At 39.9% G+C, this 22466-nt stretch carries 30 protein-coding genes; 1 reads left to right on the forward strand and 29 read right to left on the reverse strand.

All coding sequences use genetic code 11. From position 1 onward, the window contains the following. Positions 1–10 precede the first annotated feature (10 nt). Positions 11–1378 carry a signal recognition particle protein gene (gene ffh / locus O2942_10435; GenBank protein MDA0782666.1) on the reverse strand — a complete coding sequence of 456 codons (1368 nt, stop codon included), beginning with the start codon at positions 1376–1378 and terminating at the stop codon, positions 11–13. A 123-nt stretch (positions 1379–1501) separates the two neighbouring features. On the opposite strand from ffh, the gene O2942_10440 reads away from it, so the two are divergent. Then, on the forward strand, positions 1502–2200 hold the full coding sequence (locus tag O2942_10440; GenBank protein ID MDA0782667.1) for a type II secretion system protein: 699 nt from the start codon (positions 1502–1504) through the stop codon (positions 2198–2200). 604 nt (positions 2201–2804) lie between these two features. On the opposite strand, the gene O2942_10445 is transcribed toward O2942_10440, so the two are convergent. From O2942_10445 to rplE, 28 genes are all read right to left on the reverse strand, one after another. Beyond that, a complete protein-coding gene (locus O2942_10445; GenBank protein ID MDA0782668.1) occupies positions 2805–4556 on the reverse strand; it encodes a Na(+)/H(+) antiporter subunit D in 1752 nt (583 codons plus the stop codon). After that, entirely contained in the window at positions 4549–4773 is a 225-nt protein-coding gene (locus tag O2942_10450; protein MDA0782669.1) for a hypothetical protein, read from the reverse strand. Before O2942_10450 ends, O2942_10445 begins: the two co-directional genes overlap by 8 nt. Next, positions 4774–6264, reverse strand: a complete 1491-nt coding sequence (locus tag O2942_10455; GenBank protein ID MDA0782670.1) for a monovalent cation/H+ antiporter subunit D family protein — start codon at positions 6262–6264, stop codon at positions 4774–4776. A gap of 2 nt (positions 6265–6266) precedes the next feature. After that, the gene (locus O2942_10460; GenBank protein MDA0782671.1) at positions 6267–7751 is read right to left on the reverse strand and encodes a monovalent cation/H+ antiporter subunit D family protein; all 1485 of its coding nucleotides are present in this window, start codon (positions 7749–7751) and stop codon (positions 6267–6269) included. Next, entirely contained in the window at positions 7748–8155 is a 408-nt protein-coding gene (locus tag O2942_10465) for a cation:proton antiporter subunit C (protein ID MDA0782672.1), read from the reverse strand. The genes O2942_10460 and O2942_10465 overlap by 4 nt, the downstream gene beginning before the upstream one ends. Positions 8156–8159: 4 nt before the next feature. Continuing rightward, positions 8160–8789 carry a Na(+)/H(+) antiporter subunit B gene (locus tag O2942_10470; GenBank protein MDA0782673.1) on the reverse strand — a complete coding sequence of 210 codons (630 nt, stop codon included), beginning with the start codon at positions 8787–8789 and terminating at the stop codon, positions 8160–8162. Position 8790: 1 nt separating this feature from the next. Continuing rightward, positions 8791–9345 carry a DUF4040 domain-containing protein gene (locus O2942_10475; GenBank protein ID MDA0782674.1) on the reverse strand — a complete coding sequence of 185 codons (555 nt, stop codon included), beginning with the start codon at positions 9343–9345 and terminating at the stop codon, positions 8791–8793. Next, the gene (gene mnhG, locus O2942_10480) at positions 9342–9659 is read right to left on the reverse strand and encodes a monovalent cation/H(+) antiporter subunit G (GenBank protein MDA0782675.1); all 318 of its coding nucleotides are present in this window, start codon (positions 9657–9659) and stop codon (positions 9342–9344) included. Before mnhG ends, O2942_10475 begins: the two co-directional genes overlap by 4 nt. A 3-nt stretch (positions 9660–9662) precedes the next feature. Beyond that, a complete protein-coding gene (locus O2942_10485; GenBank protein ID MDA0782676.1) occupies positions 9663–9920 on the reverse strand; it encodes a monovalent cation/H+ antiporter complex subunit F in 258 nt (85 codons plus the stop codon). A gap of 4 nt (positions 9921–9924) precedes the next feature. Continuing rightward, the gene (locus O2942_10490) at positions 9925–10401 is read right to left on the reverse strand and encodes a Na+/H+ antiporter subunit E (protein ID MDA0782677.1); all 477 of its coding nucleotides are present in this window, start codon (positions 10399–10401) and stop codon (positions 9925–9927) included. A 245-nt stretch (positions 10402–10646) separates the two neighbouring features. Further along, positions 10647–11756: a tRNA guanosine(34) transglycosylase Tgt gene (gene tgt, locus O2942_10495; GenBank protein ID MDA0782678.1), complete on the reverse strand. Its 1110-nt coding sequence runs from the start codon at positions 11754–11756 to the stop codon at positions 10647–10649. A 136-nt stretch (positions 11757–11892) separates the two neighbouring features. After that, the gene (locus O2942_10500) at positions 11893–12666 is read right to left on the reverse strand and encodes a prepilin-type N-terminal cleavage/methylation domain-containing protein (protein ID MDA0782679.1); all 774 of its coding nucleotides are present in this window, start codon (positions 12664–12666) and stop codon (positions 11893–11895) included. 84 nt (positions 12667–12750) lie between these two features. Next, entirely contained in the window at positions 12751–13782 is a 1032-nt protein-coding gene (gene queA / locus O2942_10505; protein ID MDA0782680.1) for a tRNA preQ1(34) S-adenosylmethionine ribosyltransferase-isomerase QueA, read from the reverse strand. A gap of 20 nt (positions 13783–13802) precedes the next feature. Beyond that, positions 13803–14366, reverse strand: a complete 564-nt coding sequence (locus tag O2942_10510) for a peptidylprolyl isomerase (GenBank protein MDA0782681.1) — start codon at positions 14364–14366, stop codon at positions 13803–13805. A gap of 30 nt (positions 14367–14396) precedes the next feature. After that, the gene (gene rplQ, locus O2942_10515; protein ID MDA0782682.1) at positions 14397–14816 is read right to left on the reverse strand and encodes a 50S ribosomal protein L17; all 420 of its coding nucleotides are present in this window, start codon (positions 14814–14816) and stop codon (positions 14397–14399) included. Positions 14817–14862: 46 nt separating this feature from the next. After that, positions 14863–15876, reverse strand: a complete 1014-nt coding sequence (locus O2942_10520) for a DNA-directed RNA polymerase subunit alpha (GenBank protein ID MDA0782683.1) — start codon at positions 15874–15876, stop codon at positions 14863–14865. 40 nt (positions 15877–15916) lie between these two features. Then, positions 15917–16312 carry a 30S ribosomal protein S11 gene (gene rpsK / locus O2942_10525; protein MDA0782684.1) on the reverse strand — a complete coding sequence of 132 codons (396 nt, stop codon included), beginning with the start codon at positions 16310–16312 and terminating at the stop codon, positions 15917–15919. Positions 16313–16319: 7 nt separating this feature from the next. Continuing rightward, the gene (gene rpsM / locus O2942_10530) at positions 16320–16688 is read right to left on the reverse strand and encodes a 30S ribosomal protein S13 (protein ID MDA0782685.1); all 369 of its coding nucleotides are present in this window, start codon (positions 16686–16688) and stop codon (positions 16320–16322) included. Positions 16689–16808: 120 nt separating this feature from the next. Further along, complete coding sequence (locus O2942_10535) at positions 16809–17462, reverse strand: adenylate kinase (protein ID MDA0782686.1); 654 nt, start codon at positions 17460–17462, stop codon at positions 16809–16811. Continuing rightward, complete coding sequence (gene secY / locus O2942_10540) at positions 17459–18808, reverse strand: preprotein translocase subunit SecY (GenBank protein MDA0782687.1); 1350 nt, start codon at positions 18806–18808, stop codon at positions 17459–17461. Before secY ends, O2942_10535 begins: the two co-directional genes overlap by 4 nt. A gap of 102 nt (positions 18809–18910) precedes the next feature. Beyond that, the gene (gene rplO / locus O2942_10545; protein MDA0782688.1) at positions 18911–19369 is read right to left on the reverse strand and encodes a 50S ribosomal protein L15; all 459 of its coding nucleotides are present in this window, start codon (positions 19367–19369) and stop codon (positions 18911–18913) included. Positions 19370–19415: 46 nt separating this feature from the next. Beyond that, positions 19416–19619: a 50S ribosomal protein L30 gene (gene rpmD / locus O2942_10550; GenBank protein MDA0782689.1), complete on the reverse strand. Its 204-nt coding sequence runs from the start codon at positions 19617–19619 to the stop codon at positions 19416–19418. Between the two features lie 2 nt (positions 19620–19621). Beyond that, on the reverse strand, positions 19622–20215 hold the full coding sequence (gene rpsE, locus O2942_10555) for a 30S ribosomal protein S5 (GenBank protein ID MDA0782690.1): 594 nt from the start codon (positions 20213–20215) through the stop codon (positions 19622–19624). Between the two features lie 24 nt (positions 20216–20239). Then, positions 20240–20599: a 50S ribosomal protein L18 gene (rplR, locus tag O2942_10560; protein MDA0782691.1), complete on the reverse strand. Its 360-nt coding sequence runs from the start codon at positions 20597–20599 to the stop codon at positions 20240–20242. Positions 20600–20606: 7 nt separating this feature from the next. Continuing rightward, positions 20607–21170 (reverse strand): 50S ribosomal protein L6, encoded by a 564-nt coding sequence (rplF, locus tag O2942_10565; protein ID MDA0782692.1) that lies wholly within the window; start codon positions 21168–21170, stop codon positions 20607–20609. Positions 21171–21182: 12 nt separating this feature from the next. Next, positions 21183–21581, reverse strand: coding sequence for a 30S ribosomal protein S8 (rpsH, locus tag O2942_10570; GenBank protein MDA0782693.1), 399 nt, complete (start codon positions 21579–21581; stop codon positions 21183–21185). A gap of 11 nt (positions 21582–21592) precedes the next feature. Next, positions 21593–21898 carry a 30S ribosomal protein S14 gene (rpsN, locus tag O2942_10575; GenBank protein MDA0782694.1) on the reverse strand — a complete coding sequence of 102 codons (306 nt, stop codon included), beginning with the start codon at positions 21896–21898 and terminating at the stop codon, positions 21593–21595. A 1-nt stretch (position 21899) separates the two neighbouring features. Continuing rightward, complete coding sequence (gene rplE, locus O2942_10580) at positions 21900–22457, reverse strand: 50S ribosomal protein L5 (protein ID MDA0782695.1); 558 nt, start codon at positions 22455–22457, stop codon at positions 21900–21902. Between the last annotated feature and the right edge of the window lie 9 nt (positions 22458–22466).

Below are 22466 nucleotides of genomic sequence, written 5' to 3' on the forward strand. Positions count from 1 at the left end.
ATCATAAAAATTATTTAATTTCAGGCAATTCCTTCGGCATGAACTTACCTAAACCGCCTCTCATCAGGGTCTTTTTGTCCATTTTACTGACTTTTTTCATCATTACAGCCATTTGCTTATGCTGTTTTAGAAGTCTGTTAACTTCCTGTACGGTCAGCCCGCAGCCTGCTGCTATGCGTTTTTTACGAGAAGCGTTTATTACCTTCGGGTATCGCCTTTCCTGCTTAGTCATTGATGAGATAATAGCTTCCTGACGGATTATCATCTTATCATCAACACCCGCCTCATCTATTTCTTTCTTCATTTTGCCAAGCCCCGGCAGCATACCCATAAGCCCGCCTACGCCTCCCATTTTACGCATCATCTTAAATTGTTTGGCAAGGTCGTTAAGGTCAAACTGACCTTTTTTAAGTTTCTTCTCTAACTTCTTGGCTTCCTGCGTATCAATATTTTCAGCGGCTTTTTCCACTAATGAAACAACGTCACCCATACCAAGTATCAAAGATGCTATCCTATTAGGGTGGAACGGTTCAAACTCGGACACTTTTTCACCAACACCCATGAATTTTATAGGGCAGCCGGTAACGCCACGCATTGAAAGTGCTGCCCCTCCTCGTCCATCACCGTCAATACGAGTAAGGATTATACCTGTTACACCTATTTTTTCATTAAACTTGCTTGCGATATTTACTGCGTCCTGACCCGTCAGGGAATCTGCTACGAGCAATATTTCGGTAGGATTCGACACTTTCCTAACGTCCTGCAACTCCGTCATTAGCTGCTCATCGATGTGTAAACGTCCTGCCGTATCGAGGATAACTATATCATATCCCTCGGTTTTCCCCTTTTGTATGGCTCGCTTAGTGATTTCAACGGGTTTTTGACCCGCAATTATCTCTACCGTATCTACCGATATCTGCTTGCCCAGCACCTCCAACTGCTCTTGTGCAGCAGGACGATATACGTCCAGCGATGCCATAAGCACTTTTTTATTTCTTTTTAAATTCAAGAAGTTAGCCAACTTACCCGAAGACGTAGTCTTACCCGACCCTTGCAACCCCACCATCATAATAACTACCGGAGGGCTTGCGTTCAGGTTTATTTCAGACTCATCGGAGCCAAGCATGGCTTCAAGTTCATCTTGAACAATCTTTATCACCATTTGCCCCGGTGATACGCTTTTTATCACCTGCCGACCTATTGCCTTTTCTTTTACTTTAGCTATAAAATCCTTTGCTATAGCTAATGAAACATCGGCTTCAAGCAGTGCTATCCTGACTTCACGCATAGCAGCCGAAACGTCGGCTTCCGACAGGACACCTTTACTTTTTAGCTTGGAAAATACTTTACTAAGGTTATCGCTTAAACTTTCAAACATATTGTAGTATAATAATAATTAGGTTAAGAATTCTTTATTGTTTACAAAGCAAATGATTGACAAAGTACAATAATAAATGACAGATACTATAAAGTAAATTAAACAAAAAACCATAGGTATTTTATGAATGACTTTAATAAACAAAAAGGCTTTTCACTTGTTGAGTTAGGAATGTCCCTCTCAATAATAGCTATGGTTATCGCTGCTGTTGTTGCCGGTGCTAATCTAAAAGAGAAATTCGAATTGAATCAGGCAATGGAAGACATAGGTAACATTAACTCGGCAGTTACAGAATTCAAGGACATATATAACGGCTATCCGGGTGACATGTTTGATGCCGAGGACAAGCTAGGCTCTACAGAAACAAACTCCGGCAACGGTAACAACGCAATTGAGGCAAGTGCCACAGGTACGATAGACGGAACGGCAGGAGCAGTTAACGAACAGACTTTATTCTGGCAACATCTGGCTATATCAGGTCTTATAGAGGGAAGCTATGACGGTGCTACGGAATTTATGAAAGCCCCTATATCAAAAGGCATATACACAGTTAGCAAAACCTCAACCGGAGGTCTGTTGATATTGTTAGAAAGAGCCAGAACAATCGTAACAGGACTGCCAAGGGGAATATTAACAACAAAACAGTCATGGGAGATAGACACAAAATTTGATGACGGCATTCCGACTACGGGAGTTATACAGGCACAGGACGGCGATGGTGAAACCGCTCAAGATTGTGTCAATACAACAACAACTCCGGCTTCTTATAAATTAAGCAACACAGGTGAAGCACCTTGTGTTTTGATATTCCTTGTTGAATAATAGTTAAACACTACTATTTGGGAGTGTTCACTAAAGATATATTTAGTCATGCTGAACTTGTTTCAGCATGACTAAAATGACACAGTATATAGTCCTTTAAATTATAGTATTTACACTTTCGGATACTGCTGTCATCCCCCGAATTGCCGTAGGCAATTATAGGGGGATCTAATTTTAGTATTTCCAAAATTTATTGATAGTTGTCATCCCCGCCTCCGTGCGGGGATCTTCTGTCAGTTAAAACAGATCCCCCTATAATTTGCTTCGCAAATTCGGGGGATGACATTATCATTTAAAATTAGAAACACTATAAATTGACGGTAGATCCCCGCATAAAGCGGGGATGACAATCATAAGTGTAAAAAAGTGTAAATAATATAATTTAAATGACTATATAGTATTTTCCGGTTAAAAGAAAACTATGCAATTTTTATTATGTCACTTGTCACCCCGTCGTATGACGGGGTCCGGCAGTACTTGCAACACCGCACCTGACCCCGTTATAAAAACGGGGTGACAAATTCATAGTTCTGTTCCGATTAGAAAATACTATAGATACCCCAAACAAGTTCAGCATAACAATCTGCTTATTTAGCTCAAGAATCTAATTTGGCGTAATATAATAAATAACAAGATAAATACCAAGGAAAGTTCCCGCCCACATGACGGTTGTACCCAATGACCAGCTTCTTGCCAGTAATCCCTCAGGGCTATATATTTCAGTAAATAGTTTTAACCATTTTTTCATTATCTTTTTAGCTACTATCAGACCTATCCTTGCAGGGAAACGACCTATATAATAAAGGGCGGAAACAACGTAATGACCAAGCCCCCTATAAAACCAGTCAAAATCTAAGCTTATGGTATCTTTACGCTTTAACATAGGCAACATCAAAAAGAATGCCAGAGCTGCGAACAATAATAACTGCAATTGCCCTATAACATGTTCTTTATTATATACAACATAATCAGGCACAACAGGCAGCATCTGATATATGGTTTTCTCTGCAACTCCGGGGATTCCAAGAATAATGCACAATAACGAAAAGAATATCATTGCCAGCTTCATATTAAACGGAGGCTCATCTGGACGCATACCGGAATCCTTACCGAAAAATACAAACCACGGAAATTTTAGCCCCACATACAAAAATGCTCCTGCCGATGCCGCCATCAGTAAATACCATACCATTTCCAGCTCTTCTTTCATTACGGCAGAAACTATCATTGATTTAGTAATAAAGCCTGATGTAAGCGGAAATGCCGATATTGAAAACGCCCCTATAATTCCACAGACCATAGTCAGTTTCATTGTGCGGCAAAGACCGCCAAGCTCGGTGAATTTACTTTTTCCCGTCATATACAGAACCGAACCTGCCGACATGAACAATAAAGCCTTATAAACAATATGTGCAAATGCGTGAATGGCAGTACCGTTTAGTGCCATCGTAGTGCCGATACCGATACCGATTATCATAAACCCGACCTGATTAACGATACTGTATGACAATATCTTACGCATATCATTTTCCAGCATTGCGTATATAATGCCGTAAAATACCATGAACAGACCTAAATAAATCAATAGCTGCGTTCCGGCAAATAATGTAAGCAACACGAAAACCGCCGTTTTAGTAGTGAAAGCCGATAAAAATACCGCCCCAAAAGGTGAGCTTTTCGGATATGAGTCGGCAATCCATGCAGACATCGGAGGGGCTGCGGCATTAATAAGGATACCTATTAAAATAAGCCACATTATTATTCCGTTCATATCCAGACCGTATTCAGGGAACAACAACGATGTGTGAGCCTCAAACGGAACAAGGGTAGCCGTTCCCGTCAGCATTATCTGCCCTATGATTCCGGTCATTAAAATAACACCGCCAAGGAAGTGTATCAAAGCATATCGCATTCCTGCCTGCATTGAGTTTTTCTGATCGGATACAAAAATTATTAAAGTAGAACCTATCGCCATTAGCTCCCAATATATGAACAGGCTTATAAAATCTCCTGAGAAAGTGACCCCCAATGCACTGCCTCCATATAAAAAGGCTGCCGAGGTTTCTATTCTTCTGCTTTGCATAAGTCCGAATAAAGCACCGCCAAAAGACGCTATGCAAAATATCGTACCGAAAATATGGGAATAAGCGTGTGCAAATGCCGGTCTGATATTAAAACCTGCTATGTTAAGGCTTATAAGGTCATCTCCTACAGGCATCTGCCAAACTCTAAAAAGAGCCAGAACCGGTATCATCAGGACAAACGGAACCCTGATATGTTTGGGCATGAACGGTATCAACAACGCACCGATAAGCATGAAGAACGAAGGCGGCATAAGACTAAGAATACTACTCATCTTCTCTTACCTCCTTATAATAATCTTCTTTTCTCTTTAAAAAGACCCCAAGCACTTTGGAAACTATACCGATAGCCACACAAGAGGCAAAGCCGAACATAGCATTGAAAAATCTATAATTGGCAATTTCAAATTTATTATGCGGATGCATGTAAAAATCACCTGCCAAAGCAGCTATCAGTACAAGAATAAATAATATCCAAAGTTTTTTAACCATCTAATTTACCAATTCTTTTGCAAGTTCCATGAACACACCCGGATAGATAAACAGAAGCAGCGTAGCGGCAGCAGTAATCATCAACGCAAGGACTATAGGGAAAGACGACTCACCATGCCTGCGTCCTATTACCACACCGGGATCTTGCCGTTCATTTTCAAAAAACGCTTTGTAAATAACAGGCAGAAAATAAGCCGCATTCAATAAAGTGCTTATAATTACAACAATAATAACCCAATAAAGCTCCCTGTCAAAAGCACCGTTTATCATATACCACTTTGAAATAAAACCCACAGCAGGAGGAATACCTATCATAGATAACGCCCCTATTGAAAAAGCAATCATAGTAATAGGCATTTGTTTACCGATACCCGACATCTGGCTTATCTTGCTTTTACGAGCCGTTGTGTAAATAGAACCTGCCGCAAAGAATAAAGTTATCTTTCCAAATGCATGAGCTACAATGTGAAATGCTGCCGCAGTAATTGATTTAGGTGCTAAGATTGCCGCAGCCAATACAACATATGAAAGCTGGCTTACGGTAGAATAGGCAAGCATCTTTTTTAAGTTATCCTGTTTTAAAGCAACCAAAGATGCCACGATAATAGTAAAAGATGCCACCCACGCAAGCCACTGACCGCTCCACCAGTTTGCATCTGCAAGCTGCTGCAAATTATCGACACCGAAAATATACACAATAATTTTTACGATGGAAAACACTCCCGCCTTTACAACTGCCACAGCGTGCAATAAGGCACTAACGGGAGTCGGAGCAACCATTGCCGCCGGAAGCCATTTATGAATCGGCATAAGTGCTGCCTTGCCGATTCCGTATATATAAAGGAACAACAACAGCGATGATAAGCCGACACCCGCATTGGCGGCTAAAATACCCCCTTGTGTAAACTCAAGCGTACCGGTAGTCACATACGTTAAAATTATAGCAGGCAGTAAGAAACAAATTGAAGTTCCCATTAATATCCCAAGATATACTCGACCTGATTTTTTAGCCTCTAAAGTCCCCGAATGAGTAACCAGAGGGAAAGTGCAAATTGTCATTAGCTCGTAAAACACAAATAGCGTAAGCAGGTTTGAGGCGAATGCCACACCTATCGCTGCAAATATAGCTACCGCAAAGAAACAGAAAAAACGGCTTTGGTTATTTTCATTATTACCGCGCATATAGCCTATCGAATATACGGTACTGACTATCCACAAGAAAGATACTATAAGAGCAAATATCATGCCCAGAGGCTCGATAGAAAAAGATATCGAAAGCCCCGGCATTATCTCTATAAGATTATATTTTATAGTTTCACCCGACCTGAATATCTTCAAAACGTCCAGTATATTGGCAAAAAGGAACAGCGATATAACAACGGTAACTATGTCCCTGAGATTAGGGAAGCGTATAACGGCATTAGTCACCACCGCTAAGAGCGGTAGTAAAAAGCAAACTAATAGATATGTTTCGTTGTTTTCAAAATTCATAATTATAAACTAAACAAATATTCCGAAATCCTTAATGCAAAATCAATTACAGGCTCGGTGTAAATACCGAAAAACACCGTAGCAAATGCCATTAAAACCATAGGCAGCACCATAAGCATAGGTGCTTCCTGAACTTTCTTATTTCTTGGGTGGCATTTTTTAAAACATGCTATCTCAACTACACGCCATATATATATAAGTGCCAACAGCGAACTGACCAAAACCGCAATAAATATCGGCCATAGATTGGCATCAAGCAACGCATTCAGCAAGAACCACTTGCTTATAAAGCCTCCTGTAAAAGGCACTCCGACCAGACTCAAGCCCGCCACTACAAAAGCCCCTACGGTTATAGGCATTTTTTTAGCAATACCGCTAAAATTTTCAAGACGTGCGTTACCAAGCCTATAAACCACACAACCTACCGCCATGAATAAAGTTGCCTTTGCAAGCGCATGATTAAACAGGTGAATTATTGCCGCCGAGTTCCCAAGCTCATTTTTTAAACTTATGCCCAAAATAATATAACCTATCTGTGCTACTGAAGAATATGCAAGCATACGCTTAATATTCCTCTGATATATAGCCACTAACGACCCTACAAATATAGCAACAACGGACAATGTCATGAATATTTTGCTCAAATCCATATCGGTGAAGGCAAACTCATAACCGAATATTGAAAATATTATCCTTATTAAAATATATATACTTACCTTGGTAGCCGTTGCCGATAAGAACGCAGAAATAAACGAAGGGGCGTTCGTATAAGCATTAGCAAGCCATAAATGCAGGGGAAATATAGCTATTTTCAAAGCCAGTCCCACGGTCAGGAACGCTAACGCAGCCTTTATCGGGGTCTTATCCAGCATCAAAGGTGATTGCGATATTCTCAAAGACAAGTCTGAAATATTCAATGTTCCTGTCATCATATATAACAACCCTATCCCTATCAGGAAGAACGTAGCACCGATAGTTCCCAACACCAGATATTCAAATGACGCTATTAACGCCCTCCTGTCCTTACCCATAGCGATTAATGCGTATGTAGCAAGTGACGATATTTCCAAAAACACATATATGTTGAATGCGTCATTGGTAAAGCACATTCCCAAAAGCCCTGCAAGACACAACATGAACGTGGCAAAGAATATAGGCTGCTTAGACCTTTCCACCTCATCATCAATGCTGTTATAAGCGTATATAGACGTTACCGACGCAACGCCGGATACTATAACCGCAATAAACGAGTTCAGCATGTCAACCCTGTACTCTATTCCAAAAGGAGGCTTCCACCCGCCCATATAATAGGATATAGGAGAACCGTTAAACACCATATAGGCAAGGTTAAGTGATATTATCAGGCATAAAAAGGAAACTACGACGGTAAGAATCCACGCAACACGCTTTGTCGGCATAAATGCACATATAGGTGCTGCCAGCAACGGAATAACAACTTGTAAAGCAGGTAAGTTAGCAATTATCATGAATTCTCCCTTTCATTTTTGCTAAACTCGTTATCTAACTTTAATATCTCGTCCTCCTCAATAGTTCCGTATTCTTCTTTTATACGCACAATGATAGCCAAACCTACGGCTATCACCGCCACACCTACCACAATAGCGGTAAGCATAAGTACATGCGGAAGGGGGTTGGTATAAAAATGCTCACCATCTAATAGATAAATATTTTTTTCTCCCATTACCATATCAACCCTTATCGGAGGCAATCCACCTTCTATACTGCCTACAGAAATATAGAAAAGCAGAACCGACACCTGAAATATGGCAAGGGACATCATTTTTTTGACCAGATTCCCACGAGTAATCACCCCGAACAATCCGACCATCATAATAAATATGCTTATCCAATAATTATAGCTTTCAAACATTATTTTATGAGTCCCTTTTTGCAAAAATGAAAAATATAAGCATCATTACGGAAAATACGGTCAACCCGACCCCCGCTTCAATTGCAATGATTCCCAAATGCTGACCTTTTATCGCACTATCTATACGCACCTTATTCTTTACACATTTTTCAGCACCTACAACATCACTTTCAAAAGCATCATAGGCGACTTTATCACTTTTCGACACACCCTGACATTTTTCATTATTAGAACCGCTACCGTAATCTTCCTTTACACCTTGATATTCACCCTCAATTTCAACAAGATCGTAAACGTTGTCTCCTTTTATCGGGGACACTACGCACTTCCCCTCTGTCAGAACGGAATAATCCAGAAAATTACCGCATTTAGTCATTGCAACAACGCCTGTTCCGCCATAAATAAGAACTCCCAGACACGCCAATGCCAAAGCAGTTTTTTCAGAAATTATCCTGTTTAGTTCACCAAGTCCGTTAATAAGTGCATGAGATATGAACGCGGCAGCACATATAACTCCTGCCTGAAACCCTCCGCCCGGACTATATTCACCATGGAACTGTACGTACAGACCGAACATAAAAATAAACGGAGTAAGAACTTTTACAACGGTTCTAAGTAATATATCGTCTTCCATATTACTTATCCTCCTTGCCGGTAAAACGCCCTAAAAGAAGGGTAATCGCCAATACCGCCGTCAACACAACCACCACTTCACCGAGCGTATCGAAGCCCCTGTAACTTGCCAACACGGACGTAACAACATTGGGTATGCCGGTTTCAACAGGACCGTTCTCCAGATAATAAGGGGAAACATGTATCTGTGCAGGGGTATATCTACTGCCGTATTCAGGCATATCATATGTTGCATATAAAAGCCCGAGTGAAACAAAAACTATTACAGCCGCAGGCACTAAAAGGCTGCCTTCCACCTTTTTCTCTTTATGCCCCACCAAAGAAAGTACCAGTAATATAAGTATGGTACTTATACCGGCTCCGACCGCAGCTTCCGTTATAGCCACGTCAGGGGCTCCCATAACAAGATAAAGAGCAGCCATCAATAGGCTGAAAATACCCAGCAATATAGTAGCGGTCATCAAGTCTTTGGCATAGATAACGGCTATTGCGTTCAACAGCAGTAAAAACAGCAACACGGTATCCATTACCATCGGCATATCCTGTAAAAGGCTCATTTTTTCCTCCTTTTACTTTTATAAGGCTTTAGTCCGCTATACACCGCCGCTTTTGCAAGTGCATGACATGCGGTAGGGCTTGTAATCAGCATAAACAATATTAAAAATATTATCTTACCTGAGAACAATGTAGCTCCGTTTAGTATAGCAATACCTACCAAAACAAACGGTGCGCCTAATGAGTCGGCAACGCCTGCCGGATGCAGCCTTGTGTAAAAATCAGGCATACGCAAAACGCCCACGGCAGCGGAAAACATAAAAAATGCTCCGCTGATAACAAAAAACATACCTATAATATTCGGCAGATCTTCCACAAACTATTCCCTACTATCTTCAAATTTAAAATAGCGAAGCAATGCTATTGTCGTTATAAAATTTATTAATGCATATGTTAACGCCACATCTAAGAAAAACTCTGTTTCCATAAAATGACCTATCAGCACAATAAATACCACTATCTTCGTACCGAAAAGGTTAGCGGCTAATATGCGGTCAAAAACCGTAGATCCTAATATTCCTCGTATTACGACCATTACCATACTTACTAAGACTGCAATAATAACTCCTTCTATCATAGCCTTACTTCATAACCTTTATGACTTTTTCTAACATACGCCCCGAACGCACATCATCAAGACCCGCCTTCGTCAGGGCATGCACCTGAAACATTCCTTCTTCATTAATATCAACCGTTACCGTACCGGGAGTTAAAGTTATCGAATTGCCCAGAATAGTCATTGAAATATCATTTTTCAAAGAAGTATTAACCCACGCCATTTCAGGAGAAATATCAGGCTCAAGCTGCCATATCTTCGCCGTAACGTCCCATGCCGCCAGTATTATTTCTTTAATAAGCCACACGGAGTAGAGCGTTCCCCTAAACAACAAACCTATCGCTGAAAACCCCTCGGTTTTGTTCTTATCCAACAAACTATAGAAAATCACGGCAAGCAGACAGCTTAAAGCTCCGAGGATTATAAAGAAAGGCTTGAACATGCCTGACATAACAAGCCAAGTTGCAAACAAAATAAGAAAAAGTACTATTTTATTAAGCAAGATTACAAACCTTTTATTGTTAAAAAATCAGACATTGCTAACTAATATAGTTTTACGTCATTACCCGAATTTTGTGTAACAAAATTATAGGGTAATCTGTCAAATTGCTAGAGATTCCCCTATAATTTACTTACGTAAATTCGGGGAATGACGCAACTTAAGAAGTGTTAACTATATTAGTTAGCAATGCCAAAAATTGGCATAAGCATTATGCACAAATCTAGTTTCGATGCAAAGAAAAAAGACTAATTCTCATACGCTTCTTTAAAGGAGTTCTCAAACTCTTCAAAACGTCCCTTATCAACGGCATCTCGCATAGCCGCCATAAGATTTTGATAATATTGTAAATTATGCCACGTCATCAGCATTGCACCCAGTATTTCCTTTGATTTTACCAGATGATGTATATATGCCCTGCTATAATTTTTACATGCCGGACAGTAACAATTTTCGTCCAATGCTGCGGTATCGTCCTTATATTTTGCGTTTAATATATTTATCGCCCCCTTTGATGTAAATGCCTGACCGTTTCTGCCCGACCTTGTCGGCAACACACAATCAAACATATCAACACCTCGTTTTACAGCTCCGACCAGATCATCAGGCTTGCCGACTCCCATAAGGTATCTGGGTCTGTCTTCGGGCAGCATAGGGGTTGTATAATCAAGCGTTTCAAACATTAATTCCTGCCCCTCTCCTACTGCAAGCCCTCCTATTGCATAGCCGTCAAAACCGATTTCCTGCAACTTTTGGGCGGATTCCTTTCGCAAATCCTCATAAACACTTCCCTGAACAATACCGAACAGCCCGTAACCGTTCCTTTCCTTATAGGCATCTTTTGAACGCTTAGCCCACCTAAGTGACAGGTGCATAGATTTTTCCGCCACCTCTTTGGTTGCCGGATAGGGTGTACATTCATCGAATATCATCGTGATATCACTACCCAAAAGATGCTGTATCTCCATTGACCTTTCAGGCGATAGCATATGCTTACTACCGTCTATATGCGACCTAAACTGCACGCCTTCTTCGGATATTTTTCTTATCTGTGAAAGCGACATAACCTGAAAACCTCCCGAATCGGTTAATATCGGAGCGTTCCAGTTCATAAATTTATGCAAACCGCCAAGATTTGCGATTCTCTCGGCTGTGGGTCTTAGCATCAGGTGATAAGTATTACCGAGTATTATATCGGCACCTGTGGATTTTACCGACTCAGGCAGCATGGCTTTGACGGTTGCAGCCGTACCCACAGGCATGAATGCCGGTGTTCTTATATCACCATGAGCGGTACTCACAACTCCCGTACGGCTCTTGCCGTCTTTATTATTTATCTTGAATGAAAATTTTTGCATTGCTTGCTTATACAAGAAAATCACAGTGTTTCAACTTTTATTGTGAATGGTAAAACCATTCGTCATACTATGGCTTGACCATAGTATCCAAGGATATGTATATTAAGTAAACATCCTCGAATAAAGTCGGATTTGTTTATTTCTCAAGTAAAAAGATTGTGCGACAAGCTATATTGCTATTTGCAAGAACATAATCAGTAGCATTTGTTACATTTTCGCTACCGGTACCATTTATGCATTGTCCTGTTGAACCTACAGGACCCGTACTTGAGAACATACTCCCCTCAATCGGATGTCCGTCATCTACCTTATCATCAATTGATTTAGCATCTTTTGGAGTTAAATAAGATGCATGTAGATCACTTCCTGCGACTCCTTTTCCAATAGCTAATAAATTTTGCAACGGTACTATTCCCCAATGGTTATCATAAAGAACATAAGCACCGGAGCCTTCGACCGGAAAAGCCGGAACGTCAACACCTATAATACTTTCTCCGACTGAAGTATAGCTCCCGTTTTTAGTTCCACTATAAAGATTAGGTATCATATTAGATAACCCCAAATGCCTCCAGAATCTAACCGCTTCAGGGTTTACATTTGTCGGGCCAAGATTTCCGTTTCCATTACCGTTACAATTTGCCGCTGATGGAGATGGTGCACAATTTGACGGCCAATAATCAAACGCTCTTGGAAAATCCCCCGGAAAATGATTATATTCCCGTTTAAAAGTATTTACTGCAACTTTATATTTATTAACATCCGATACTATTTTTCTCAGTTTAGCTTGCTTAACAAGACTCTGTCCACCAACGATTCCCGAAACGATAAGCCCTATAATTACAATAACTATAGAAAGCTCAATCAGAGTAAATCCCTTCTCATGTCTTTGCTCTTTGCTCTTTGTAACCATACATATATTTGCCCCAACAATCCGATATAAACAATATAATATTATTGCCTCAAAAGTTTAATATTTGGTAAACAACCCTGAAAATTACATACCAAATCGATTTAAAAAACAGGCATCACCGTACGAATAAAAACGATAATTTTGACTGATAGCGTGCCTATATGCGTCCTGCATTCTTTCCAATCCTGAAAAGGCACTCACCAGCATAAATAGTGTAGATTTCGGAATATGGAAGTTTGTTAAAAGACAATCCGCTATTTTAAATTTATAACCCGGTGTTATAAATATATCCGTTTCACCTTCAAATTCAGACAGATTACCTTCATCATCGGCCACTGATTCCAGTATTCGTAAAGATGTAGTGCCGACGCAAATAACCCTTCCCCCACTCTTGCGACTTTCATTTATAGCATTTGCAGCATCTTTAGTAACGATACCGAACTCCGAGTGCATCTTGTGATCTTTAGTATCATCAACTTTTACAGGAAGGAATGTACCCGCCCCCACATGTAATGTGGTAAATACTCTCTTTACGCCTTTTTCATCTATTTTTCGCAAAAGCTCATCGGTAAAATGCAATCCGGCAGTAGGAGCGGCTACAGCACCTTTATTCTTCGCGTAAACAGTCTGGTAGTCTTTGATATCCGAATTTAACGTACCGTCCTTCCTATCAATATATGGGGGCAACGGCATCTGACCGTATTTATTGAGTTTATCAAAAAACTCTTCACCGTTAGTCGAAAATTTAAGGGTTACTTCACCTTCATTTTTATCAAGGACAGTAGCATAAAAATCATCTGCAACATAAAAAATATCCGCTGTTTTCAATTTTTTAGCAGGCTTTGCAAACACCTTCCACACACCGTCGGCTTCATTTTTATGAAGGGTAACCTCAACTTTAGCACCCGCTCTATTACCGAACAGCCTTGCAGGAATTACCTTTGTGTCATTGAATACAAGCACATCATCAGGATTTAATAAATCTATTATATCTGAGAATGTTTTATCGGTTAGCTGATTATCTACAACTAACAAACGAGAGGTATCTCTGGGGAATTTGGGCTTGTCAGCAATTAATTCTTTGGGTAAATCAAAATTAAAATCACTGACAAGCATTTAAAATATATTTTTTACGCTTAGTTTGACTCAACATCAGAAGCGACTCTAACGCTAACCATCGCCGTAGGGTTTTCTACCGAACCGTTATTTCTTGAATCACCTTTTTTGATAGCATCAACATAATCCATACCCTCTACAACCTTACCGAATACGGTGTATTTACCGTCAAGAAAGCTAGAATCTTCAAGGACAATAAAAAACTGACTATTAGCACTATTCGGATCGTTAGCACGTGCCATTGAAACTACACCTCTTTGGTGAGGAACGTTTGAAAATTCCGCCTGAAGATCAGGTTTATCAGAGCCACCTCTACCTGTACCGGTAGGATCTCCTGTTTGAGCCATGAAGCCTTCTATAACCCTGTGAAATACTACACCGTCATAAAATTTCTCTCCAGCAAGCTCTTTTATTCTAGCAACATGCTTAGGTGCAACATCAGGCATTAGTTCTATAACTACTCTACCGTCAGGCAAATCTATATATAATGTATCTTCCAATTTAGCCAAATCCTTCTCTTGCGCTACAGCCGTATTTATAAAACAAACCGTGAACAATACTGCTATTATTTTTTTGAACCACATAACAAATACCTTTTATTTGATTGTTTTTATTTAAGCAGCTACACTTTCCTCATCACCTTGTACCTGACCTGAATCCTTACCTTTTTCCGACTCATCACGGTCAACCAGTTCAATATATGCTATAGGTGCATTATCACCATATCTGTTACCGGCTTTGATAATCCTTGTATAGCCACCTTGTCTATCTTTATATCTTTCACCCAAAACTGCAAATAGTTTTTTTACAACTTCTTCATCATATATATAAGCTAACGCCTGACGTCTGGCATGTAAATCACCTCTTTTACCGAGAGTTATAAGCTTCTCCACGATAGGGCGAAGGTCTTTAGCTTTAGGTAATGTAGTTTTAATTTGCTCATGCTTAATTAAAGCAGCAGCAAGATTAGCGAATAAAGCCCTTCTATGAGATTTATTTCTACCGAGTTTTCTTCCTTTTATACCGTGACGCATTGTCTTATTCCTTATTTACTTATATCTATTTTAAACAGAAGTTACATTAAAACGGGTCTTCAAACTTCTTTGCCAAATCCTCAATATTTTCAGGCGGCCATCCGTCAACGTCCATACCGAACCTTAATCCAAGATTAGCAAGAACTTCTTTAATTTCATTAAGAGATTTACGACCGAAGTTCGGAGTTTTTAACATCTCACCTTCAGACTTACGGACTAAATCACCTATATAAACTATATTATCGTTCTTTAGGCAGTTTTGAGAACGAACAGAAAGCTCAAGCTCATCAACTTTCTTCAATAAATTCCTGTCAAATGATAATATTTCCTCTTCCACCTCATCATCTTCAACTACCTCTTCGAAGCTGATGAAGGTGTTAAGCTGGTCTTGTAATATTCTTGCGGCTAGAGCGACAGCCATATCAGGTGTTAAAGTACCGTCTGTCTCAACATCCAGATAAAGCTTATCATAATCGATTACCCTACCCACACGGCTGCTATCTATCTTATATGAAACCTGTCTGACAGGGCTAAAGATAGAGTCAACAGGAATCAAACCTATCGGAGCGTCTTCCGGTCTGTTCTGACTTGCAGGAACATAACCTTTACCGGTTTCTATTATCAGTTCGGCATTGAATTTTTCGCCCTTGTTAAGGTTGCATATAACAAGGTCTTTATTAATTATTTCAACATCGGAACTACACTCTATCATTCCGGCAGTAACGGCACAAGGACCGGTCGCACTTAGTGAAACACGCTTCCTATCGGCAGATTCAAGCCTTACCACTATTGATTTTATATTCAGCACTACGTCTGTAACATCTTCTACAACACCTTTTATAGTGTCGAATTCATGCTGCACACCCTCTATCTTTACTCCGGTAACGGCAGCTCCCTGAAGTGATGAAAGTAAAACCCTTCTTAACGCATTACCGATAGTTATACCGAAACCACGCTCAAGAGGCTCTACCACTATCTGTGCTTTAGTCTCTAAATTACCGATATGGTTAACTTGAACTGTAGAAGGTTTTATTAGTTCTTGCCAATTTCTAGAAATCACGGGCGTACCTTTATTTTGGTTAAGTGGGCAAATAAATTAATTATACGCGTCTACGTTTACGCGGACGACATCCATTATGTGGAACCGGAGTAATATCTTTAATTGCTATTATATTAAAGCCTACAGATTGCAAGGCTCTAAGTGCCGACTCTCTTCCGGCACCCGGACCTTTTACTCTAACTTCCTGCAATGTTTTCATACCATGCTCCTGTGCCGCTTTACCTGCCATTTCAGCAGTTAGCTGAGCCGCATAGGGCGTAGACTTACGAGAACCTTTAAAGCCCTGCGCACCGGCTGATGACCATGAAACCACATTACCGTTTAAATCGGTTATTGATATAATTACATTGTTAAATGACGCATTAACATGTGCCATACCTACGGGTATGTTTTTCCTTGAGCGTTTTTTAATACGTGATACTGCTTCTTTACTCATTATTTACCTACTTCTTTTTACCTGCGATTGCGACAGCCTTGCCTTTTCTGGTTCTGGCGTTAGTATGAGTCCTCTGACCTCTAACCGGAAGCCTTCTTCTGTGACGAAGACCTTTATAGCTTCCCAGATCCATCAGCTGCTTTATGTTAAAAGCCACCTTACTACGAAGCTCACCTTCCACATCGTAGTTCTCATCTATATACTCACGTATCTTGATTGCCTCGGCATCGGTTAACTGATGCACTCTTGTTGAATTTTCAATTCCTAAAGAATCAAGGATTTTACGAGAAGTTGTAAATCCGATTCCATATATGTAAGTTAAGGCAACATCTATTCTCTTCTGAGAAGGCAGATTTACACCGGCAATACGAGCCACACGCTACTCCATCATTATAATTCAAATTGCAACCCCTATTAAGGGAGGCGTAATAATAATTAATTTTTTCTAACTGTCAATATTTTTATGGTCATAAATCGGTAAAATTTAACAATTATACTAAGCTGCCGCACGCAGTATACTATTTATATCCTCCATAACGGCATCTATTGACATCATACCGTCAACAGTCTGCAAAACCCCCTTCTCCTTATAGTAAGGAATTAAAGGTGCAGTCTGAGCATGGTACGACTTTAAACGAGCTGTTACGGTCTCTGCGTTATCGTCACTTCTTTGATAAAAGTTATTTCTGCCACATTTATCACATTTCCCCTCAACCTGAGGAGTTTTATATTTTTTATTGTAGCCTTCACCGCAATCCTTACATGAGAACCTTCCGGATATCCGCTCCACCAAAGCCTCATCATCTACTTTAATTTCGATCACCGCATCAAGTTTTTTGCCTAATCGGGAAAGCATTTCATCCAACGCCTTAGCTTGAGCTGTCGTTCGTGGAAAGCCGTCTAAGATGAAACCGTCTTTACAATCATCTTGAGAAATTCTCTCCTCTATCATTTTTACCATTATTTCGTCAGGAACCAGCCCGCCGTCATCCATTATTTTTTTAACTTTTAACCCAAGCTCCGAGCCTGATGAAACTGCCGCCCTTAGCATATCTCCAGTAGATAGCTGAATAGAACCATAATCACTTTCTATTTTAGCTGCCTGCGTTCCCTTCCCTGCTCCGGGAGGCCCTAATAGTATTAATTTCATCGTCTACGACCTTTTAACTTAGACTTTTTAATTAAACCTTCATACTGATGTGCAAAAAGATGTGTCTGTATCTGCCCCACGGTATCCAACAAGACGTTCACAACAATCAACAAACTTGTACCGCCTAAGTAAAAAGGAACTGAATAGTTAGTTATAAGAAGCTCCGGCAATATACACACGGCCGATAAATATATTGCTCCGACAACAGTTAGACGTGTAAGAACATAATCAAAATACTCCGAGGTATTCTTACCGGGTCTTCTGCCCGGTACAAAACCACCGTTCTTCTTCAGGTTTTCAGCGGTCTCATCAGGGTTGAATACTATTGAAGTATAAAAGAAGCAGAAGAAAACAATTATAGCTATATACAATGCAATATATAAAGGCTGTCCGTGCGAAACATATCGCACAATCGTTTCAAGAACAGGACTTAGGTTCTCACCTGAACCGCTAAATCCTGCTAACGTCGCCGGAAAAAGTAATATTGAACTTGCAAATATCGGTGGTATTACACCTGCGGTATTAAGTTTCAACGGAATGTGTGAACTTTCACCGCCGAATATCTTATTACCCTGCTGCCTTTTCGGGTACTGGACGATTATCCTTCTATAAGCCCTTTCCATGAAAACTATAAAAGCAATAACACCCACAGCCAGAAGCATAAGTCCGATTATTGTAATTGTGGCAAGCTCGCCTTCGCGCCCCATAGTAAATGTTTGAGCAAGTGCAGAGGGCAATTCCGCAACTATACCGGCGAATATTATCAATGATATACCGTTACCTATCCCGCGAGCGGTTATCTGCTCACCAAGCCACATTAAGAACACTGTACCGCCGACAAGCGTACATACGGTAGTAGCTCTAAAGAAAAAACCAGGTTCTATAACAACGTTATTACCGCCACCGGTCATGCTTTCAAGCCCCACGGCGATACCGAAGCCCTGAAACGCTGCCAATATAACAGTGGCGTATCTTGTATATTGAGTGATTTTTCTACGCCCCGCCTCACCGTCTTTTTTCAAAGCCGCCATATTGGTCGAAACAACCGTCATTAACTGCATGATGATAGATGCCGTAATATAAGGCATAATATTCAATGCAAATATAGTCATACGACCCAACGCACCACCGGAGAACATGTTGAATATACCGAGTACCCCACCTGAATTTTGCTGCATTAGAGCAGCAAGAGCGTTAGGATCAATATTTGGGAGAGGTATGTAAGTACCTAGTCGATATACTATTAGAGCAGCTAATGTAAACCAGATTCGTTTTTTAAGTTCTTTAGCTTGCCCCAAAACCCCGAAATTCAAGCTTGAAGCAAGTTTATCAGCAGAAGATGCCATAGATATTCTTACCTAAATATTATATAATAGTACAAAAGAATAATAGTTAAATAGTATAACAGAGCAACAATAAAATATAATCTTTATATAAAGTACGGATTATTAAGCTTTTACTGTAATTTTACCACCTGCTTTTTCAACAATCTTAATTGCAGTTTCAGACGCAGCATCAGCCTCTATTTTTAAAGACTCTTTTAGCTCACCCTTAGCCAAGACTTTAAAAGGTGCTGATAAGGTCTTCAAAATACCCGCTTCGTACAATGACTGCTTTGTTACGGTTTTAGCGGCAGATATTTTTTTAGACTCGACAAATTTTTGAAGTTCGCCAACATTAATCACCTGATATTCGACACGGTGGATATTATTGAAACCACGCTTAGGAACACGACGGTAAATCGGCATCTGACCGCCTTCAAATCCGTTTATAGAAACACCTGTACGTGATTTTTGTCCTTTATGACCGCGTCCGCAGGTTTTACCTTTACCCGAACCTATACCACGACCGACTCTTTTACGGTTTTTCTTAGGTGCAGATTCATTATTTATTTCGTTTAATTTTATTGTAGTCATTTTTCAATTCCTCAAACTTTATAACAAAAGCTACAACCTAAGCGGCTTTGTCAGCTTCTTCAACTTCAACCAAGTGACTTACTTTGTTGATCATACCTCGTATAGAAGGCGTATCTTCAAGTAGTTTAGAACGGTGCAACTTATTCAAACCAAGACCTATAAGATTTTTTTCCTGATAATCTTTACGACCTATAGGACTTTTAATTTGCGTTACTTTAATTAACTTTTTCTTAGCAGCCATTATTATTTACCCTCGTCCTTATTATCTTCTTCGCTCTTACCGGCAACGCCTTCACGTCTTCCGACAATATCACCTACTTTTTTACTTCTTCTGTCCGCAACAGACCTAGGAGAAGAAATTCTGGTGAATGCATCGAAACAGGCTTTAACCATATTATGCGGGTTTGATGTTCCGATAGATTTAGCTACAACGTCATGCACGCCCAAACATTCAAACACGGCACGTAAAGGCCCGCCTGCGATAATACCCGTACCTGCCGGAGCGGTACGCAAGTTAACTTTTCCTGCACCGAAACGACCTACAACATCATGATGTAAAGTACGACCTTCACGCAAAGGAACACGTATAAGTTTTTTCTTGGCAGATTCAGTAGCTTTACGTTTAGCATCCATAACCTCTAAACCGCTGCCCGAACCATATCCTACACGCCCTTTTTCATCGCCTACAATAACAAGTGCAGAGAAACCGAATGTTCTACCGCCCTTTGTTACTTTAGATACACGACGTATAGAAACTAACGATTCCACAATATCCGAAGAAGCGTTATCTGTTTCAGACTGATTATCACGTTTATCTCTTTTATTAGCTGCTGCCATCTTATATAAAACCTATTTAATCTATTAAAACTTTAGTCCACCTACACGAGCCGCTTCGGCAAGTGCTTTAACTCTTCCGTGGTATAGATAACCGCTACGGTCAAATACCACTTCTTCAACTTTCGCATCTTTTGCCTTTTTGGCAATAGCCGCTCCAACTTTACTTGCAGCCTCAATATTTGATTTTGATTTCAAACCTTGTCCAACCTCTTTATCCAAAGTTGAAGCCTGCCCTAGAGTAGTACCCTGTTTATCATCTATCAATTGAGCATATATATGCTGATTTGAACGGAATACAACAAGACGTACTCTTCCGCCTTTATTATTTTTTCTTAAATTAAAACGAACACTGCGTTTTCTACGTGCATTAATAGCCATAACCATTCATCCTTTATTTCTTCTTACCTTCTTTGCGGCGTACATAAGAACCTTCTATATAAACACCCTTACCTTTATAAGGCTCGACCGGACGATATTTTATGATCTCACCGGCAATCTGACCGACTTTTTGTTTATCGGCACCAGAAATTACTACTAATGTAGGCTTTTCACATTTAATTGAAATACCTTCAGGCATAGCATATTTTATATCGTGGCTAAAACCAAGTGCTAAAGTCAGGATCTTATTATCGGCAGAGGCACGAAAACCAACACCGTTAATTTCAAGCCTAATATCAAAGCCTTCGGAAACACCTTTAACCATATTGTTAATGATATTTCTGGTAGTACCCCACATAGCTCTTGACTGCTGTGAGTCATTGGCAGGATCAACCAGTATAAAATCACCGCTTTCTTCGTCAGAATCACCGGAGGCTTTCTTATAAACTACCTTAACGTCACCAGAAATCGGAGACCTTAGCTCGCCTAGCTTGCCTTTGATAATTATCTCACTCTCATTCAATTCGACCTGCACATCCTTTGGTAAGGCTACAGGTGATTTACCTACACGTGACATCTCAATAATCTCCTAAAATACTTCTACTAAAACTTCACCACCAACATTATGCTGACGTGCTTCGTGATCTGATAAAACTCCTTTTGGAGTTGAAATGATTGAAATTCCAAGACCGTTAAATATTTTTTGCAATTCGGCGATCTTTGAATAAACCCTACGCCCCGGTTTGGAAACTTTTTTTATCATTTTAATAACCGGTTCGCCATCAAGATATTTCAACTCTATCTTTAATTCAGCCTTATTATTATCAAGTTCGATTTTTTGAAAATCACGGATATAGCCTTCTCTTTTTAACACATCGGCAACAGCCTGACGCTCTTTAGAAAAAGGCGATGTCACAGTATATAATCTTGCTTGTTGACCGTTACGAATACGAGTTATCATATCAGCCAATGGATCTGTCATAGACATATTTGTTTCTCCTACCAACTTGACTTCGTTAAGCCCGGAATCTGTCCTAAAGACGCTAGATCCCTCAATGCTATACGAGACATTTTAAATTTACGGTAAAAACCACGCGGTCTACCGGTTATACCACACCTATTTCTTTGTCTGCACTTCGAACTATTACGAGGAAGTTTATTCAACTCCATTTGTAGTGCAAAACGATCTTCCATAGAAGTTGTCTTATCTTTTATCTTAGCTTTAAGCTCAGCACGCTTTTTAGCGTATTTTAACGCTAACTCAGCTCTTTTTTTATCTCTTTCGATCATGCTTACTTTAGCCATACTAGTTATTCCTCTTTTCAATAAATGGAAAATTAAATCCCTTTAACAACTCTTTAGCCTCATCGTTAGTATCGGCACTTGTAACAACACTTATATCCATACCGCGGATTTTGTCAATTTTATCATAATCAATCTCAGGGAAAACTATCTGCTCTTTTAAGCCGAAAGAATAGTTACCCCTTCCGTCAAATCCTTTAGCAGATAGACCTCTAAAGTCCCTTACACGTGGAAGTGCTATATTTGTCAGCCTTTCCAAGAACTCATACATTATCTTTCCACGCAAAGTTACCTTACAACCGATTGCCTGCCCTTCACGTAGTTTAAAACCTGCAATCGACTTCTTAGCTTTTGTAATTACAGGTCTTTGTCCTGCAATTAAAGTTAATTCATCAAATGCCGACTTCACAACTTTTGAATCTGCAACCGCATCTTTCCCAAGCCCCATATTAATGGTAACTTTTTCAATTTTAGGAACTTGCATAGGATTTTTATAATTAAATTTATCCTGTAAGTTCTTATAAACTTCTTCTTTGTACAAAACTTGATAGTTAGCTGACATAACAAATAT

This window comes from Pseudomonadota bacterium, from assembly GCA_027620075.1.
In the GTDB taxonomy this organism is placed as follows: domain Bacteria; phylum Pseudomonadota; class Alphaproteobacteria; order Rickettsiales; family UBA6187; genus 1-14-0-20-39-49.